This window comes from Nitritalea sp., assembly GCF_054166705.1.
In genome coordinates, this window is the sequence record NZ_JBSZCV010000002.1 from 119,192 (window position 1) to 136,647 (window position 17,456).

Annotated in this window: 12 protein-coding genes and 2 pseudogenes; 5 read left to right on the forward strand and 9 right to left on the reverse strand. The window is 48.8% G+C overall.

Annotated elements, in window-relative coordinates; all coding sequences use genetic code 11:
- Nucleotides 1–32: 32 nt before the first annotated feature.
- From ACXIT9_RS00820 to ACXIT9_RS00835, 4 genes are all read right to left on the reverse strand, one after another.
- Nucleotides 33–1,718 (reverse strand): efflux RND transporter periplasmic adaptor subunit, encoded by a 1,686-nt coding sequence (locus ACXIT9_RS00820; RefSeq protein WP_458054350.1) that lies wholly within the window; start codon nt 1,716–1,718, stop codon nt 33–35.
- The gene (locus tag ACXIT9_RS00825) at nt 1,705–3,222 is read right to left on the reverse strand and encodes a TolC family protein (RefSeq protein WP_458054351.1); all 1,518 of its coding nucleotides are present in this window, start codon (nt 3,220–3,222) and stop codon (nt 1,705–1,707) included. Before ACXIT9_RS00825 ends, ACXIT9_RS00820 begins: the two co-directional genes overlap by 14 nt.
- Nucleotides 3,200–7,075 (reverse strand): efflux RND transporter permease subunit, encoded by a 3,876-nt coding sequence (locus ACXIT9_RS00830; protein ID WP_458054352.1) that lies wholly within the window; start codon nt 7,073–7,075, stop codon nt 3,200–3,202. The genes ACXIT9_RS00825 and ACXIT9_RS00830 overlap by 23 nt, the downstream gene beginning before the upstream one ends.
- Nucleotides 7,076–7,215: 140 nt before the next feature.
- Nucleotides 7,216–7,617 carry a hypothetical protein gene (locus ACXIT9_RS00835; protein ID WP_458054353.1) on the reverse strand — a complete coding sequence of 134 codons (402 nt, stop codon included), beginning with the start codon at nt 7,615–7,617 and terminating at the stop codon, nt 7,216–7,218.
- Between the two features lie 169 nt (nt 7,618–7,786).
- Here ACXIT9_RS00835 and ACXIT9_RS00840 point away from each other — a divergent pair, with 169 nt between their 5' ends.
- From ACXIT9_RS00840 to ACXIT9_RS00855, 4 genes and pseudogenes are all read left to right on the forward strand, one after another.
- Nucleotides 7,787–8,887, forward strand: a complete 1,101-nt coding sequence (locus ACXIT9_RS00840) for a hypothetical protein (protein ID WP_458054354.1) — start codon at nt 7,787–7,789, stop codon at nt 8,885–8,887.
- 96 nt (nt 8,888–8,983) lie between these two features.
- A complete protein-coding gene (locus tag ACXIT9_RS00845; RefSeq protein WP_458054355.1) occupies nt 8,984–10,501 on the forward strand; it encodes a M20/M25/M40 family metallo-hydrolase in 1,518 nt (505 codons plus the stop codon).
- A gap of 12 nt (nt 10,502–10,513) precedes the next feature.
- Nucleotides 10,514–10,858 carry a DUF2200 domain-containing protein gene (locus tag ACXIT9_RS00850; RefSeq protein ID WP_458054356.1) on the forward strand — a complete coding sequence of 115 codons (345 nt, stop codon included), beginning with the start codon at nt 10,514–10,516 and terminating at the stop codon, nt 10,856–10,858.
- A gap of 462 nt (nt 10,859–11,320) precedes the next feature.
- Nucleotides 11,321–11,509 (forward strand): annotated as a pseudogene (locus ACXIT9_RS00855) (integrase core domain-containing protein); the annotation flags it as partial.
- 2 nt (nt 11,510–11,511) lie between these two features.
- On the opposite strand, the gene ACXIT9_RS00860 reads toward ACXIT9_RS00855, so the two are convergent.
- Together ACXIT9_RS00860 and ACXIT9_RS00865 are read right to left on the reverse strand one after the other, a co-directional pair.
- Entirely contained in the window at nt 11,512–12,537 is a 1,026-nt protein-coding gene (locus ACXIT9_RS00860; protein ID WP_458054357.1) for a hypothetical protein, read from the reverse strand.
- Between the two features lie 1,471 nt (nt 12,538–14,008).
- On the reverse strand, nt 14,009–14,392 hold the full coding sequence (locus ACXIT9_RS00865; RefSeq protein ID WP_458054363.1) for an RHS repeat-associated core domain-containing protein: 384 nt from the start codon (nt 14,390–14,392) through the stop codon (nt 14,009–14,011).
- A 1,123-nt stretch (nt 14,393–15,515) separates the two neighbouring features.
- On the opposite strand from ACXIT9_RS00865, the gene ACXIT9_RS00870 reads away from it, so the two are divergent.
- Nucleotides 15,516–15,737, forward strand: coding sequence for a hypothetical protein (locus tag ACXIT9_RS00870; RefSeq protein WP_458054358.1), 222 nt, complete (start codon nt 15,516–15,518; stop codon nt 15,735–15,737).
- Nucleotides 15,738–15,772: 35 nt separating this feature from the next.
- Here the strand turns inward: ACXIT9_RS00870 and ACXIT9_RS00875 are convergent, their stop codons facing one another.
- From ACXIT9_RS00875 to ACXIT9_RS00885, 3 genes and pseudogenes are all read right to left on the reverse strand, one after another.
- A complete protein-coding gene (locus ACXIT9_RS00875) occupies nt 15,773–16,123 on the reverse strand; it encodes a hypothetical protein (RefSeq protein WP_458054359.1) in 351 nt (116 codons plus the stop codon).
- 1 nt (nt 16,124) lies between these two features.
- Nucleotides 16,125–16,439: a hypothetical protein gene (locus ACXIT9_RS00880; protein ID WP_458054360.1), complete on the reverse strand. Its 315-nt coding sequence runs from the start codon at nt 16,437–16,439 to the stop codon at nt 16,125–16,127.
- Between the two features lie 2 nt (nt 16,440–16,441).
- Nucleotides 16,442–17,305: pseudogene (locus ACXIT9_RS00885) on the reverse strand (RHS repeat-associated core domain-containing protein); the annotation flags it as partial.
- Nucleotides 17,306–17,456: the final 151 nt, after the last annotated feature.

Consider the following 17,456-nt stretch of genomic DNA (forward strand, 5'->3'; position numbering starts at 1 on the left):
CTTTTTATGCAGGCACTGTCTAAGGCCCGGTGCTAGCGCACCAAAAACTCGCGCGTCACCTCTCCACAGGTCATCATCTTGGAACCGAAATACGGGTTTTGGATCTTAGATTCCAGGCTCAGCCAGGAGGCACCTTTATCATCGAAGGCCATCGGGCAGTACTGCACATAAACTTTCTCTGCACTGCCGAAGCGTTCTACAGCGGCCAGCATGCTATCGGAAACCAACTCAAAAAGGGCGCGCTGCTCCTCTACATCTCGCGTCTCGGCGAGCTGTCGCAGCTGACGCTTAAGAAAGTCCTGCTGCCGCTTCCACCAGCCTGCCGCTGCTACCTCTAGACCCGAAGCATCAAGGGCTTCCACCTGATCCCGCAGGGCAGGCACCTTTTGGGCAGCAGTGGCAGCATCTGTCGCCACCAAAGCATCTTTTAAATCCATATAACGGGCTAGCACCTGATCGAAAGCACTGGCAAAATCCGCATCCACCTCCACCGCCGAATTTTCGGGGCGAAGCATGAGGCTGTATTTGCCCGTCAGTTGGGCTGCCGCATCTACGGCGAAGGCTCCCTGTTTCACCACACGGTCGCCCTCCTCGATGCCCGATAGAATCTCGTAAGCATCTCCGAGACGCTTGCCCAGCTTGACCTCACGCATGCGATAGGAAGGACTGCTGGCTCCACCCTCCTGGACGAAGACCACCGAACGTGGCCCGGACCAGAGCACCGCGGCACGTGGCACCACGAGCCCTTCTGTGCTGGAGGCGTTAGCGACAGCCCGCACGAACATTTCCGGCTTCAGACGCCCACCCGGATTCGCGAGCACCACACGTGCAGCGGCAGTTCGCGTCTGCGGATGCACGACCGGGTCGATGTAGCTGATTTTGCCCTTCAGGGCTTTACCAGGGGCCCCACTAAGTTCTAACTCCACCTCTGTACCCACGCGTACCGTGCTTAAATCCTGCTCGTAGACAGCCAGCATCGCCCAAACCGTGCTCAGGTCCACGATTTCAAAGAGCACGGTGCCTCGTGTGATAAAATCGCCCTCCGTGACATTGCGCACGGTCACGATACCCGAAACATCGGCATAAATCGCCAACACATCTTCTAGCTCCTCCCCACTCTCCAGAGCGTCGATTTGTTCTCCGGACAACTTCCACAGCCGTAGTTTTTCGCGTACGGCACGGTAGAGCTCCGGCTGCTGTGCCTTGCGGGCGGCTGCTTGCCGCAGCTCCTGCTGGGCGCTGAGGAGTTCCGGAGCATATAATTTGGCCAAGAGGTCTCCCTTCCGGACCTGCTGCCCGGTGAAATTCACCGCCAAGTGCTCGACGCGCGCGCCATAGTTGGCTGCATAGCGACGGATTTCCTGTTCGTTGGCTTGAATTTTTCCGGTAAGGGTTAGGCGGGCAGTAGCGGAGCCCCGTACTACCTGTTCGGTCTCCACGCGCGCCAGCGCTGCTGCATCTTCGCTCATGGTGAGCAAGAAAGGATCATCGTTTTCCATGCCTTTAAACTGCGACATCGGCACCAGGTCCATCCCACAGATCGGGCACTGTCCGGGCTCATTTTGGCGAATGTGAGGGTGCATGGGAGAAATCCACATGCCCGAATCCCCTTCCTCTTCGGCCATCTCCTCCGTGTGGCCACCTAGCAGCAGGCCGAGGCCCGCTCCGAGAACAAAGACCACTAAAAAACTAGCGAGAATTGTTTTAGTTACTTTCATCGTATTTTATTGTATGTTTTGCTGCTAGGCGATCGTAGGCCGCCCGCACTTTTTCCACTGCTACTTCTGCTTCAATACGCTGCGCCTGATAGCTCAGGAGCTCCTGCTGCACACTTACCACCTCGGACAGGCTGCCCGCACTGCTGACCAGCGCCGTCCCTGCCCAGCGTAAGGCCTCCTCTAGGAGTGCCACCTGCTCGGCTAAAAGCTGCTGCCTGCGCTCAGCCTCCTGCTTATCGCGGTGAAGCCCTTGGAAGGAAAGTAACAGCTCCTGCCGCACTTGGTCCTGCTGATGCACCAGGGCACCCGCCTCCTCCTGAGCCGCACGGGCCTTCGCCTTATATTTACGCCTGTAGAGCGGCAGGTTCAGCGAAACCATAGGCATCACCATGTTATCCCCCATGCCCATGGGTACGAACATGCCCCCTTCAGGACCTGGCGCCCCCATCTCAGGACGGGGGCTAAAAACCATGTAGCTAAGCCCTAAACCGATCATTGGAGCCCCTTCCAGGCGCGCCATTTTCGCCTCCTGCTCGCGTGCTTGCTGCTCTTTGGCCAGCATGGCCAACATAGGATTCGCCTCCAAGACCTCCAGGGGAAGCTCCTGCGCATTGGGCAGCTGCCAGCGGGTTCCAGCAGCGCCTAAGGTCGCCTGCACCGGCACGGGCTCCGCACGACCCAGCAGTGTGCCGATCTGAAAATAAGCCAATTCCAAATCATCCCTACGCTGCTCCAGGGCACTTTCCAAGGCTTTGCGCTGCATGCGCAAACGTAAAATGCCCGTGTAGGCATCCGATCCTGAACCCGTTTCCATGCTCCCCATAGCACCACCACCGGAGGCGGAAGCACTCGAAGAACCCGAAGCAGCGCTGCCACCCATCCCCTCCATACCCCCCATGGCAGGAGCCGCAGAGGAGGATGCCGCAGCAGGCAGGGCCGTCAAAACCGAACGAACTGCCGCCACAGCCCCATCACCACCCTGAAGGCGAATCAGCGCCAGCTCCTCCAGGGCCTCCAGTAAGGCTATATTCTGTCTGTCTATCTCCTGTAATTCCTGCAGGCGATAGACCTCCAAATAACTGATTTCTAGCGCATATGCAAGCTCGGTAAGCACCTCACGGTAAGAAGCATGCACCGCTTCAGCCATAGCGGCGGCCTCCGCTTTTTCTGCCTTCAGCATCCCGAACCAGGGGAACATCTGCATCAGGCTGCCCTCACCCCGCTGATCCCCCATGAGCAGCTCCATGGGCCGTGTAAATACCCCGACCTGCAGCTCCGGATCCGGCAAAAAACCGGCTGCACCTGCCCGCTCTAAAGCCGCTCGATGCCGCTGCGCCGCCGCTTTAGCCTGCGGATTCTCCCGGAGCGCCTCCTCCAGAAGCGTCTGAAAATCCTGCCCCCGTGCGGGACGCTGCACCAGCAGGCTTAGCCCCAGCAGCATAAGGATGGGTAGGCCTACCGGCCAAAGCCTATTCAAAAGCCTATTCATTCGTCTGCGTATCATCTTTCCACCTCCATTTAAATTCTTGATAAGTCCCATACAACACGGGCACGATAAATAAGCTGATGAGCGCCACCGCCATACCGCCAAAGGCCGGAATCGCCATCGGAATCATGATGTCCGCTCCTCGCCCCGAGGAACTCAGTACGGGTAGCAGCGCCAGCAATGTCGTGGCCGTAGTCATCAGGCAGGGACGTACCCGCTTCAGACCTGCAGCCACCACCGCCTCACGGATCTCTTCCCGAGATTGAGGCTTGAATTTCTCAAAGCTTTGCTTGAGATACGTCCCCATCACCACACCATCATCCGTAGCGATACCGAAGAGCGCGATGAAACCTACCCACACAGCCACAGAAAGATTAAACGGCTGCATCTGAAACAGCTCGCGCAGGTTCGTGCCCATCACCTCGAAGTTGAAAAACCCCTTTTGCCCATACAAGTAGAGCATGATGAAGCCTCCGGCAAAGGCCATCGCGATCGAGGTGAAGATCATCAGACTCACCGCCGTACTCCGAAACTGTAAGTAGAGAATCAGAAAGATCACCGTCAAAGAAAGTGGAATCACCAACTGAAGCCGCTGCTGGGCCCGCACCTGATTCTCATAGCTGCCCGAAAAGACGAAGCGCACGCCCGCCGGCACCTGCAAGTCACCGCTTTGGATCTTCTCTTCCAGCAGGCGCTGTGCATCTTCTACCACCTCCACCTCAGCATAACCGGCGCGGCGATCGAACATGACATAACCAACTAAAAAGGTGTCCTCTCCACGAATCATCATGGGCCCGGGACGGAAACGGATCTCTGCCAGCTGCCCTAGCGGCACATGCGCACCACTGGGTGTCGGCACCAGCAAGTCCCGTAGCCGATCCGGATCGTCACGGTATTCGCGTGCATAGCGCAGTCGTATCGCATAGCGCTCGCGGCCTTCTACCGTGGTAGAAACCGCCATACCCCCTATCGCTAACTCGATAAACTCCTGGATCTCCGTCATGCTTAGCCCGTAGCGTGCGATTTCCCTGCGCTCAGGTGCCACCTCGATGTAAGGCTTGCCGAGGGAGCGGTCAGCAAACACCGCCTCTGCCTTCACGCCAGGAACCTCCCGAAGTACATTTTCCAGCTCCAAGCTGAATGCCTCGATGGTCTCTAAGTCTGGACCATACACCTTCATCCCCATCGGCGCTCGCATACCCGTCTGCAGCATCACCAGCCGCGTCTCGATCGGCTGCAGCCGTGGAGCCGCCGTCACGCCGGGAATATCGGAAGTCGCCTGCTGGATTTCATTCCAGATGTCATCGGGACTGCGAATATGATCGCGCCACTGTCGGTAAAATCGCCCCTTTTCAGGATCTGATAGCAAATAGCGCGGCAGCGCTGCCACTAGCTCACGGCGTAGCTCCTCCTCCACATAGCGGACATGCTCATCCCAAATAAGCCCTGACACCCGATCATGCCAGTACATCTTTTCCCCATAGCGCAAAGGAAAAAAGCCATCCTCATCTACTTGAAAGCGCAACTTACGCCCAGCCTCATCCTGCAGGTATTCCGACTTGTAGTTGATGATATTTTCGTACATGGAAAGCGGTGCCGGATCTAAAGGACTCTCCGCTCGGCCGGCCTTGCCTACGACCATGTCCACCTCCGGAATCGCCTGCACCAGTAGGTCCAGCTGGCGCAAAATCTCTCTGTTGGCTTCCACCCCACTATGTGGCATGGAAGAAGGCATCAGCAGAAAGGCCCCTTCATCGAGCGCGGGCATAAACTCATTTCCCATGCCAGGAAAGCGTTTGGCTAGCCCCTTATACCAAGAAGTCTCTGCTGGAGAAGCTCCCGTGCTCTGCCAAAGCCGCGGAAACCCGAGCCACATAACCACTGCCAGTAAGATTAAGCTCAGCGGCAGGAGCATAAAAAGAAGCGCATGGCGCAAAAAGAGCCGAAGCAGACGCTCGTAAACCCGTAAAAACAAGGCAAAGCCACCTAAAACAACGCCCAAAACCATGAGTATAAAGAAAAAGCTGGCGAATAGGCTGTTTTCAGGCCCCAAAGGCCGCCATGCTTCGGACAGCAGGAGAGAGACCGTGAGCAAACCGATGCCTAATGCTACCGCATTTTGATAGGATCGATAGGCCTCCCACCGTCCTCCGAGCAGCGGCAGTGCTTGGTTTACCCCTAAAGCCAGAAGCACGAGGGCCCACCAGAAGGAAACATAGAGCCCTGCTAGGGCACCAAAAATGAGGAGCAGCACCGGCGCCAGCCAGCGCCATTTCGGACTTCGGATGCGACTGCCCAGCAGCCAATGCGCAAGCGCTGGCATAATCAGCAAGGTAAAGAATAGCGCTGCGATCAGCGCGAAGGTTTTCGTGTAGGCCAGAGGCCCAAAAAGCTTGCCCTCCGCAGCCTGAAGGGTGAAAACCGGTAGAAAACTGATGATCGTCGTCAGCACGGCCGTTAAAATGGCCCCGCTTACCTCAGTGGTGGCGCGAAACACCAGTTGCAAGCGGTCCACAGTCTTCCCTTTGGCTTCTTCTAGGTGGCGAAGGATGTTTTCATTTAAAATAATCCCTAAATCCACCATCGTACCGATCGCAATCGCGATACCACTTAAGGCCACGATATTCGCGTCCACTTCTACATACTTCATCAATATAAAGCACATCAGCACCGCCAGCGGAAGCAAGGCTGCGATAAGCAAGCTGGCCCGCAAGTGCCCCACCATCACCATGATCACGATAATCGTTAACAGCATCTGCAAGCTGATCGCCTCATTTAAGGTGTGGAGCGTCTCTTTAATCAAGCCCGAACGATCATAAAAGGGGACCAGCTGAACCTTCGAGATCGTCCCATCAGCGAGCTGTTTCGATGGCAAGCCTGGGCTGATCTCCGCGATTTTTTCTTTGACCGCCTCGATCACCTGTAAAGGATTATCCCCGTAGCGCGCCACGACTACACCACCGACCGTTTCTGCGCCTCCCTTATCTAAGAGGGCACGCTCCGCGCGGCTCGAAGGACCTAGCTGCACACGCGCCACATCTTGCACACGTAATGGAACACCTTCCACCACACGCACGACTGCCTCCTCGATATCTTCCAGACGTTTCACATAGCCTAAGCCACGGATGATGTATTCCACCTGATTGACCTCCATGGTATTCGCCCCCACGTCCAGGTTGGAACCACGTACCGCCTCCATCACTTGCATCAGACTCACGCCATTTTCGCGCATGGCCACAGGGTCTAATTCTACCTGGTACTCCCGCACATGCCCTCCGATGCTGGCCACCTCGGCGACCCCAGGAGTCCCTGCTAGGGCGTAACGAACGAAATAGTCTTGAATACTGCGCAGCTCATGAAGCTCCCAGCCACCGGTCGCTTTGCCGGAGGCATCCCGTCCCTCCAGCGTGTAGAAAAACACCTGCCCCAAGCCCGTAGCATCAGGGCCGAGCTGGGGGGTCACCCCCTCAGGAAGCAAGTTAGCAGGAAGCGCATTTAACTTTTCTAAAATGCGGGAGCGGCTCCAGTAAAAGTCCACATCGTCTTCGAAGATGATGTAAATGGACGAAAAGCCAAACATGGACGTCGAGCGCGTCACTTTCACGCCCGGAACTCCGAGAAGCACCGAGGTCAGCGGATAGGTAATCTGGTCTTCCACATCTTGCGGAGAGCGCCCCATCCACTCGGTATAGACGATTTGCTGGTTTTCTCCGATGTCCGGAATCGCATCCACAGGCACCGGATCGCTAGGTAGAAAGGGAAGCTGCCAGCTAAACGGTGCCACCACGATCCCCCAGAGGGTAAGCAGCACCAGCAGCATCACCGTCACCAGCTTTTGGGTAAGAAAAAACTTGATGATTTTAGATAACATACATGAATTTTAAATAGCCACACATAAGAAGCGGGAGTAGCCAGGCTGCACCCAAGCGAAGAAATAACTTCCTTACACAGGAGGGCCAAAGCCGAAAAAGAGCGCCTAGAAAGCCGCCTTGAGCCAAAAAAAATCGCTTACTAAATCAAAAAAACACCGTACTGCACATGCAGTCGGGGACGGTTAGGTTCCTTTTCAGCAGCCTCCCCGGGGGAAATCGGAGAGGCGTCTTCTCCAGAAAAAAATTCACCCACTACACCCGAAAATAGGAAAGGCACAAGCAGAAAATGAGGCGGACATACCGCGACTTCACAGGTAAATGTTTCACTGCTGGGCACCACATGCAGGCGATTAGGCTGCTCTACATGTGAAATATCTTCACAGCAGGGCATCGGGGTTTCTGCTTCTGGACAACAGGTTTTTTGTTCCGCGTAGAGGTTAATCCGCTTAAAATCTTCTCCACAGTAATGCATGGAATAGCTCATCCCTGCATGGAAGAGGGAATAGATGAGAATAAGCGCTATTTTTACAGAAGCTTGCATGGGATTACCGATCGTAACGTGACAAAGAACGGAAAGTTGTCACTTCTACCCGTATAGAATTCTTGATTTTTTTTATACCTACCTGATCTGTGGGGTGCGTACCTTAGAGATTTGGAATTTCCTCCGAAATGCTGCTGTTTTGTAAGGGCAATGAATCGGCCCCCTTCCTATGCAGCAGTTGGCTTACCATCTCGATCAGCTCAGCGGAGTCTCCCCTTCGATAAAGAACTTACTCTACCAGCGTATTTTACATCAGCCGGAGCTTCTAGCCCTCCCCGCGGAGTGCCCTATAGCAGAGCTTTCTTTAAAGCACTGGCAGCGGCTGTGCCACCAAAAGGCAGCGCTGGCTGAGGAAACCCGGCGGCTATTTGCCGAATGGGCCCATCTGGGCGTAGAGGTCATCCAGTGGACCGATCGCTTTATTTATCCCGCCGCGTGGAAGCAACAGACCGGGACGACGGCCCCATTTCAGTTTTTAGTACGTGGCGCGGTCGATCTTTTGCGCCAGCGCCCAGCAGGCTTTTTAGCCTCTGCAGGTGCGGCTTCAGAACTGGAAGCCCTTTCCAAAGCCACTTTTCTAAAGAAAGCACGTCTTTATGGCTTGGCCACCCTGTTTTTTGTTGCCGATGGTGATTTTGAGCGTGTTTTAACTGCCGAGGAAGCCGCTGTACAGCCCTGCTTGCTTCTCCTGCCAAGCAAGCAGCTCGCGAAAGCCTGTGACTTCTACGCAAAAGCCATAGCAAAGGGAAGCTGCCTACTCATCGGCGTGCATAGCACAGAAAAACGCTTGCGGGCTCAGGCATGGGCACTCTGTGACAAGCTTTATGTGAGTAACTGGCCAGAAGACTCTGCGCTTCGACAGCACCTTCGGCAGCAGTGGCGCCGCGGATTATGCTGTCTGCTTGCGGGCGAAAAGGCGATAAGCTGGGAGGCTTTGGCACTGGGCTTTGTGCCTGTGAACCGTTTTGGTGAGCTCCGGCTTCTGGATGAGAGCCGGCGGGATTTAGACAGTTTTTTGTTGCCGCGAGCGAATATCCCTACCGTGCCAGAGCAGATCGGTCAGCTGGCTGCGCGGCTCATTTTGGCCAGTGGGCCCAAGAGCATACCGCCGAAGCGTTTACTACAGGCACTTCATGCCCCGGAAGCGGCCCTCCCTCAGCTTTTAGACCTTTTAACCGCTTCTAAAGACGTCTATCTGCGCCGTCAGGGCACCAAGACCATCATCGGCCTCCGCTACCTACAGCGCCAGGAACGCTTGGCATTAAAATAACACTTCTTGGTACTCGACTAGGCGAAAAATCTCTCGTGGAAGCACTAAAAGTGCATGGAAAATTTTAACTTGCGTTAGCAACTAAAACCATGCCGTATGATGCAGTCGAACTCCCCACTTAAGCGCGGTGTGTGCGTGCTTTTTTTCTTTTTTTTGGCCCTCGGGGCCAAAGCACAAGTGCCGGCTACGGTAACGGAAACAGTCTCCGACAGACTAAGTCGTCATGTACACATTCTCGCTGCTGATTCCATGGAGGGGAGGGGCCTAGGCACAGAAGGCCGTCTGAAAGCCATTCGCTACATCGAAGCGGAGATGGCACAGATAGGCCTGCAGCCACTGCCTGGGGCGGAAAACTTTCGGCAGGAATTTGATTTTCGCATCGCGCTGGTCAATTTAAAAGGAATCAACTTGGTCGGCATGCTTCCTGGGTCCGATCCGGAGTTGCGGGAGGAATTCATCCTAGTAGGTGCGCATTACGATCATTTAGGATACAGCGAGCGGGGTATTTTTTCGGGTGCCGATGATAATGCCTCTGGGGTCGCGGGCGTGTTAGAAATCGCCCGCATGCTACAGGAAAGCGGGGAGCTGCCGGGCCGCAGCGTTCTTTTCGTGGCTTTCGATGCCGAGGAGAGTGGTCTGATCGGGGCCGAAAAATTCGTAAAAGCAGAAAAGCCCTTTCCGAATTCAGCGATTAAAGCCATGTTTTCTTTAGACATGATCGGGATGTATGAAAAAAAGGGGAGTCTAGAGCTGAAAGGTTTGGAGACATTAGCCGAAGGCCTTTCTCTACTCAGGCGCGCTGAAACTCGGCACGAGCTCCGTATAAAAGGGACAGCACCTTCTATAGAGCGTCGAACAGACACCTGGCCCTTTGGGCAAGTGGGCATTCCGTCCATCTATGTTAATACGGGCATCATTTCACCTTACCATACCCCTCAAGATAAGGCACACCTACTCGACTATGCGGGGATGGCAAAGGTGAGTGCTTTCCTTAGCGATCTGGTGAGTGAGATGGTGGTGGCACCTAGTCTTAGCCCTATCGAAAGCCTAAAAAGCCTCCAAAATGGGCGTTCAGCCAAGACGCTAAGCATGGGTGTACAATTTGCCATGGGCAATGCCTATAACCGACATCGTGGTGCGGCGTTCAACAGTTTCGGGGTGGTAGCCTTCGAGGCAGGTTTTAACGCGGAATATAGGTTTAAAAAACGTTTGGGGTTAAACTTGGCGACCTTGGTGGAGTGGCATGGTGCTGAGCTTGGGGAAAGCATCCTTCGGAGAACCTCACTTACAGCGCCGCTACACCTGCGCTTTAATATGGTCAGTGAAGAGGAAGACCTGAGGCTTTTTTTGGGTGCAGGCCCTTACCTCCGCTATGATCTGGGCCAGCGTGACCCGGACGACTACTTGTCTTTTGCGGGCAGAACGCCGCAGGATGTTGCGGACGCATCGTTTCAGCCTGTAGAAGTGGGGGCTAGCCTCCAGGTGGGCATGCAGCTGTACCGCGTCACGCTGCTCGTAGACTGGCGCTATGCCCTTACGTCTCTCTATGAAGTGCCTGGGGACACCCATATTTTCGCTCGCGGCTTCCGGGTAGGTATATCTTATGGATTTTAAAGAGACATAGCGATGAAAATCTTTCACATGCCATTAGCGGATATCTACCCGCATTATATGCATAAGGTGACTAAAAAAGGCCGCACAGAAGAAGAGCTGGAGACAGTGATCACATGGCTAACAGGCTATACAGTGGAGGGGCTACGGGAACAGTTGGCTGCGGGATATGATTTGGCCACCTTTTTTGCGCAAGCGCCTGCTCTGCACCCGAATGCTTCGCTAATTACGGGTGTCCTATGTGGTCAGCGCATCGAAGAGATAGAAGACCCTCTTTTGCGTCGGATTCGCTACATGGATAAACTGGTAGACGAGCTAGCCAAGGGGAGAAAGATGGAAAAAATCTTACGTAAAGCCTAGCTGGCGGAAACCAGCGTACTAATCCCACTTTTTGTATATCAGCGCTTGCATTTTTTTGACCCTACTGCATTTCCAATAGCGATTTGATAGGTAAGCTTTTTGCCGTCAGTCCAGAACTTTGACACTGTCTCGATCCTACAACACATCCTGTTTATAGGCCTATTCCTCCATCCACGGACATCCCACTGGCAAAAGCTCCCGAGCTCGAAAACATACTTCCCACTACGAGAAAAATAAGCCTATTTTCTGGACTTTCAAACTTCCCGCGTACAGAAAATTGTAAAAATTGCCCTCGCTGAACCTCTTGATACCGAACGGGGCTGAGGGACGTGTTTTTGTGCCAAGCTCCTTTCGATTCTTAGTCAGGACTAAGAATCGAAAGGAGCTTGTAGGTGTATTTCAGGCCCGATACATGGGTGTCGGAAAGACGCTTTAGAACGCTTTAACTAAACGTACAGAAATGAGATCCTTGACAGACATCTGTTCTATGATTTTGAAGAAGTTAGGGCTTTGACGGCATATTGGATATACGATTATAATAAAAACAGGATCCATGACAGTCCAGGCGATATATCCTCAAGGGAGTTTGTCAGCCGCACTAGGGCGTTAACAGTGGCCACCTTCCATGATTTAGCCCAAAAATATTCATAAAACTAATCAGGAAGCTTAAATTCATAAATATTTTTTGTAACTAATCCTTGAACCATTAATTTTTTATTATTATCGTCAACATAAAAATTCAATGGATGAAATCTGTCATCATCAGTACCAGTCTTAAACTTGAAAATGCGTTCAAGGTCACAACTGTTTTCATCCAACTTAAATTCTAATAAATTTCTTGCTTTAGTTCGGTCCAATCCAATTCTATCAGTAAATGACACATATAACCGACCATTTACATATTGTGCATCTTCTATGTATATCGGAATGGAACTTGGTTCATGTCCTCTTTTTTTAGTAATTATATCATTTTCTAATGAATCAAGTGCTCTTCTAATAGGTTCAAAACCTGTTAAAGAAAATGAGTTTAAACTTTTACCAGAATTGTCTAAAATTTCAATATAAGGTAGACTGGCTCCTATCAAAATTATATTATCGTTTTCGTCTAATTGAAAAAGTTTCATTTGCCTATTTGATCCCACTCCCGTTTCAGGAAAATTAACACCAATGTATCTAATTAATTCACCACTTGAATCAACCTCTACAACAGAGTTATTTTCGCCTATTTCCAATACAGAAAAATAGAAATTTCCATTATTTGAAATTGCAAACCTTTGTCTCATCACAGGCTTAGGAATTCGAAATGAAGAAAGAAAACTGCCACCCTTAATGTCAAAACTTTTCAAACTTTGATTCCCATGATCTAACACATATAGTATACCATCTCTTATGACGGATTGCTCAGGATATCGTAATTCTCCTGGCCCTACTCCTTCTTTATTATAAGTCCAAATTGGTTCAAAATCAGAACTAGTTTTTGAAAGAAAAGCAGGATTTTGACTCAATATAAAATTATCACTATTAAATTTATTAAAACTCACTTTCACAAAAAACAAGCTATCAAGTTCTGAAACAACTCTATCTGGCTCTAATTCGAAAGTTAAGACTTCTTTTTGACTTTCGACTTTACAAGAGACTAGGAAAAGACATAATACAAGGAAAAATAATGGATTTTTCATTTTAGTTAAGATATAAAATTCTCTGATTCACAAAACCAACCTTTGGTCTTGAAAAATTCACATTTCGGCGCCTCTCCTGAACTTTCCCTTGTAAATTAACTATGCTTGATGATAAAAGCAATAGTAGTTCGAAAAAAATTAGGAGAAAGGGATAACGCACTGATTTTCAGCACTAAAATTTAACTATGCAATACATTCAAATAGTTGACTGCAAAATCAGAAATAACTCAAAATCTAATTGACACTTAGGAGTGTGGCGTTCATAAAACAGGTCTTATTTTTTTGGCCCTTCGAATAAAAATCTCACCTGTAACGGTGTAGAGCGTAATATCAACACCCCACCATTAATTTTACCTTCACACGTTTGGCTCTCAAACACTTGACGTAAATTTGTTTTAGACTATTTGGTAAGTTCAATATCAAAATCGGAATAAACTTCTCCCGATAAACTACTTATTTTTAAATCGGCTTTGGCTTTGGAGGGGTGATGTAAATCAGCTATTCCTGATTCAGCGGTAATTGAGCTGGGACTAGTTTGGATCAAGCTTGTAAATTTTAAAACTAATTCACCAGAAGTGGAATTTGTCATTATCGAGGACAAGAGAGCAGTCGAACAGCTCAGGCTTATCCAGCAGCTCGAAGAAGAGGACAGGCAGACTATCTTCAAGCTGATCGACAAGATGCTCACAAACAAAAAGTTCAAAGACTTCTTCCAGAAGAAATGTGGCTGCGCTATAAGCAAAAAAGCCCGAGCAATCAGGCTTTCTCTAAACTCAAAGTTATATTGATTTAAAGAATCTTAAAATGGTCGAAGAGAACGTAAATACCTATGAAGATAAACATTATACCCGACGCATATCCTTTAAAATTGATGGCTCCGTCATCATATTTAAAAGGGTGTCTAACCATTTTATAAAGTATCAGAGCACCAAGAATCAAACTAATTATTCCTAAGAATAGCATATGCCTTATTTTTTTTCGATTTTGAAAAGCAGGCACTATTAGATGATTAGTAATCTCCAAACTTGTATTCTGGGGTCCTCTCAATATGCATCGCCCAGTTGAATTAACCACACTTCCCTCAAGACTTTTTATTCCTGCACTTCCGAATGAACCGACTGAAAGTAACGCGACATCCGTAAAAGCTGCTCCTATATTTCCTTGACTTAAATTTAGCGCCGCACGGCTGTTCCAGAAACAGCAGAAAATGTTTCTCCTATTGTTATCAATCCAGCACCAAGAGGCGGGCCAAAAGGAACAACAACAAGGCCAGTCACGGTAGACCCGGCTCTCACTTTTCTTGTGACGTCCTTTGTCACTCCAAGAGCAGAAGTAGCAAATTCTCTTATTGCCTTATAAACCCCGTCCTGAACTGGGTTGGGAGAGGATACTGTAAATTAGGGTAAACTCCTAATTCCTTCTGTTGTACTTCCATCGGAATTGTACACCACGGTATTCCCTGTTTGTTCGTCTATCCCCGTCCCCGATTTACCCAGATAAGTTTCATCAGAATTTGTGTTTGCCTGGAAGTTGCATTTTCATCCCAATACACTCCTCCCTCCCTATTGGCAACCCAGTCTAGCCTTCCATCAGGATCGATCCTGTTGAGAGGGTTGTTTTGAACCAAGTTATAGGGTGATACCCATTCTCTTTGGTCTGCCAACGGGTCAACAACGTTCCAGCGTCCTATAGCCGGATCGTAAAAACGAGCCTCGAAGTCGTATAGATTGAGGTTCAGGTCGTCCAGGAGTTCCTTGCCGTTGTAGAGATAACGATTATCATGCCCTTGGTAATCATAGCTGAGTCCACTGAGCTTTAAGCCGAAGGGATAGTAGTGGCGCTCCTGAACAATGATAGGGCCACGTTAAGGCCCCTCCTGAAATTAGCCACTGTCTCGATCCTACAACACATCCTACATATAGGCCTGTTCCTCCATCCACGGACATCCCACTGGCGAAAGCTCCCGAGCTCGAAAACATACTTCCCACTAGGGGCAAAATAAGCCTATTTTCTGGACTTTCAAACTTCCCGCGTACAGAAAATTGTAAAAATTGCCCTCGCTGCACCTCTTGCTACCGAACGGGGCTATGGGACGTTTTTTTGTTACAAGCTCCCTACGATTCTTAGTCCTGACTAAGAATCGTAGGGAGCTTGCAGGTGGGTAATAGCAGTATTTTTGCTCATGTGGGTCAATAATTCGTGCAAAGGTATGATTCCTTTACCCTACCTGTTAAGTCTCAATAATTGTTTTATCTGACGCATTGATTTCGATTTTCCTTCCATGGGCTTACAAGTAGCGGGTTGAATACATAGTCCGCTTAGCAACCAATATTAAGAGGGGTTAACATGAACCGGAGTTAGACCAAAAGGGGTCAACATCCATCGGAATAATCCTGAATATCCTGTTTTAGGTGGTTAACATCCATCGGAATGTCAGTCGAGTCTGGTAATTCAGGCCACGTATTACTCCAAATCATTCCGGATTAGAGATCTCAAAATGCTCCGGAATATTCAATTATATTGAAAACAGGATCCATTACAGTCTGGGCGAAGTGTCCCTTAGAGAGTTTGCCAGCCGCACTAGAGTGTTAACAGTGGATAACTTTCATGATTTACCCACAAGTAACACCTTTTGCAATACTAACTAAATTTAACTGTATATTTTAAAGTTGTCCAAAGAAGGGGAAGCCTTCACCGATGAAGTGACCATTGAAGATAAAAGCCTGATGGAACAGGTAAAACTGATTGCCCAACTCTAACCCGAAAAAAATGGTCTTTAAAATGATAGACACTTTCCTAACCAAAAAGAAATTCAAAGGCTTCTTCCAAAAAAATGTGGCTATCCATTAAAATAAAACCCGGACTTGCCGGGTTTTTGGTTAGTATTTTTTTGGATAATAGCCTACCCGATGATAACAAACATTGTATTTTGTATGCCCTTGACAGCCTGCTGGCTTCTGCCACAACCCGACTGGCTTATGGAAAGTAAAAGCGAGATTGTATTTCCGGCTTCTAACTCCTTGGAAGAAAACGCCCGACTATGGGCAGAGCATTACAATAATACAGTACAACCCGGCCACGGCCTCTTTATCAACTTCAAACAAACCCCGGAGCTTGGTAAAACCTGTACCGACTACATCACCAAACATTACGGATGGGTTCTCGAATGGCCTTATTACATCAGAAAGCCTGAAAAGTAAAAACCCGGACTGGCCGGGCTTACTTACATTGGTGTTTACTCTCTTTTTATTTGCAGCTTTTTAATAGCATCACATTCAGTAAAAAGCAAAGGGGCTACCTTTTGCTGAAGGTATAGCCTCCCTGCTTCGTATCCTTTATCATAACCCGAATCTTTCTGGCTTGAAAAATAACTCTCCAACTCTTTTTGGTATTTTTTTACTGTACTGGTACTACAGGTATCCAAGGCGGCTGATACTTGCTTGTTCATAACTGTAAAACCGTTTTCCCCAAAACATTTGCAAATATCATCTGAAATACGCTTTTCTAACGGCAATTTCTGTTGGGCGTAAAGAGAATTAAAGCATAGTAACCCGATTACATAAATGTATATAATTGATTTTTCCATATTATTCAATCCACTCTCCTTTTTCAATAACTTTCAATAAATGGCTTACAGATAAACTTTTTTTGTCCATCATATTCCTTCGAAAAATCTTTTTAATCAAAGATAAAACAATAAATTCATCTTCTTCAAAATATCGATAATATGGAAATGAACTCATATCAATTTTAAACTCAGATTGAAATAATTCAATAAATCTATTATTGTCTTCTGAAAGAGTTTTGAGATTATTTATTTCTGTATCGTAGCTAATTTCCTTAACTCCAAAAACCTCATTTATCAATGATTTAAGCTTAATGAAATCTTTATTGCTATCCATAATTACTTATTCTGCAAATGCTGTAACTGTCCAACTCCTATAACTCTTCCAGATGGAATAATAAAATTCCTATTATAGAAGGTTGCCTTATCTAAAGTATATCCACCTGTAGGCCAAGTAAATTGTCTTTGACTAAAAGATCCCCACTTGCCATATGTGTTAACGGATTGTATAGTGCTGAATCTGCTTGCATTACCAACATTCCTAACCCCTAATGCCGTTTTCGGAAGAGGCGTTACTCTTCTTGTAATTGCTATCTCTAAAGCTTTTTCAGTACCAAACCCAAGATCATAGCCCATTTCATAAGACGACATATTTGGGATGTTTTGTATGTAGTTGATTGTTCTATCGGCCATCTGGGTTCGCATCATCATGCCCTGAGGGCAACTTTGACAGCCCAACATTGCCATATCAAACATTCCCTGCCCCAAATCTTTCCAGCCTTGGGTCGTTCCTAAACTCTTGAAGAAGTCAACCGTACTTCCAACGCCCGCTCCAAAGCCATCAACAAAGCCGCTTCCAAAACCTCCATTATTTTCACTTCTTGAAGCTGTTACAGTTACCTCATTCAAAGTCCCTCCAATTCCTGTCCATTCACCATTTGTGAAAATGAAGTCCATACCTCCATTTGGATTTACAATATCACCTTCATTTGCTGTAGAAGGATCTGGACAATCAGGACATCTTCCGTCTGGGTCCGTAAAAACAATAGGGTTGTTCCAAAAAGCAGCATAAGGACTCTTATCAATTTGATTAGGATGGTCTGCCAACGGGTCAACAACGCTCCACCTCCCTATAGCGGGGTCGTACATCCTAGCTCCATAATCGTATAGATTAAGGTTTAAATCATCCAGCAGCTCCTTTCCGTTGTAGAGGTAACGCTATACTCCCGCGCAACTTTCCGCCTTCACAAAACCAACCCAGACACACACTTTTAAAGAACGTCATGACCTTCCGGCACACTCCCATAAAGATAGTTTTTTTCTTTCACTTGAAGATATTTTCAGTTGAAAAAAA

Coding starts and splice junctions, on each gene's coding strand:
- ACXIT9_RS00820 (WP_458054350.1), bottom strand. CDS start 1,718: ATGAAAGTAACTAAAACAATTCTCGCTAGTTTTTTAGTGGTCTTTGTT.
- ACXIT9_RS00825 (WP_458054351.1), bottom strand. CDS start 3,222: ATGATACGCAGACGAATGAATAGGCTTTTGAATAGGCTTTGGCCGGTA.
- ACXIT9_RS00830 (WP_458054352.1), bottom strand. CDS start 7,075: ATGTTATCTAAAATCATCAAGTTTTTTCTTACCCAAAAGCTGGTGACG.
- ACXIT9_RS00835 (WP_458054353.1), bottom strand. CDS start 7,617: ATGCAAGCTTCTGTAAAAATAGCGCTTATTCTCATCTATTCCCTCTTC.
- ACXIT9_RS00840 (WP_458054354.1), top strand. CDS start 7,787: ATGCAGCAGTTGGCTTACCATCTCGATCAGCTCAGCGGAGTCTCCCCT.
- ACXIT9_RS00845 (WP_458054355.1), top strand. CDS start 8,984: ATGATGCAGTCGAACTCCCCACTTAAGCGCGGTGTGTGCGTGCTTTTT.
- ACXIT9_RS00850 (WP_458054356.1), top strand. CDS start 10,514: ATGAAAATCTTTCACATGCCATTAGCGGATATCTACCCGCATTATATG.
- ACXIT9_RS00860 (WP_458054357.1), bottom strand. CDS start 12,537: ATGAAAAATCCATTATTTTTCCTTGTATTATGTCTTTTCCTAGTCTCT.
- ACXIT9_RS00870 (WP_458054358.1), top strand. CDS start 15,516: ATGGAAAGTAAAAGCGAGATTGTATTTCCGGCTTCTAACTCCTTGGAA.
- ACXIT9_RS00875 (WP_458054359.1), bottom strand. CDS start 16,123: ATGGAAAAATCAATTATATACATTTATGTAATCGGGTTACTATGCTTT.
- ACXIT9_RS00880 (WP_458054360.1), bottom strand. CDS start 16,439: ATGGATAGCAATAAAGATTTCATTAAGCTTAAATCATTGATAAATGAG.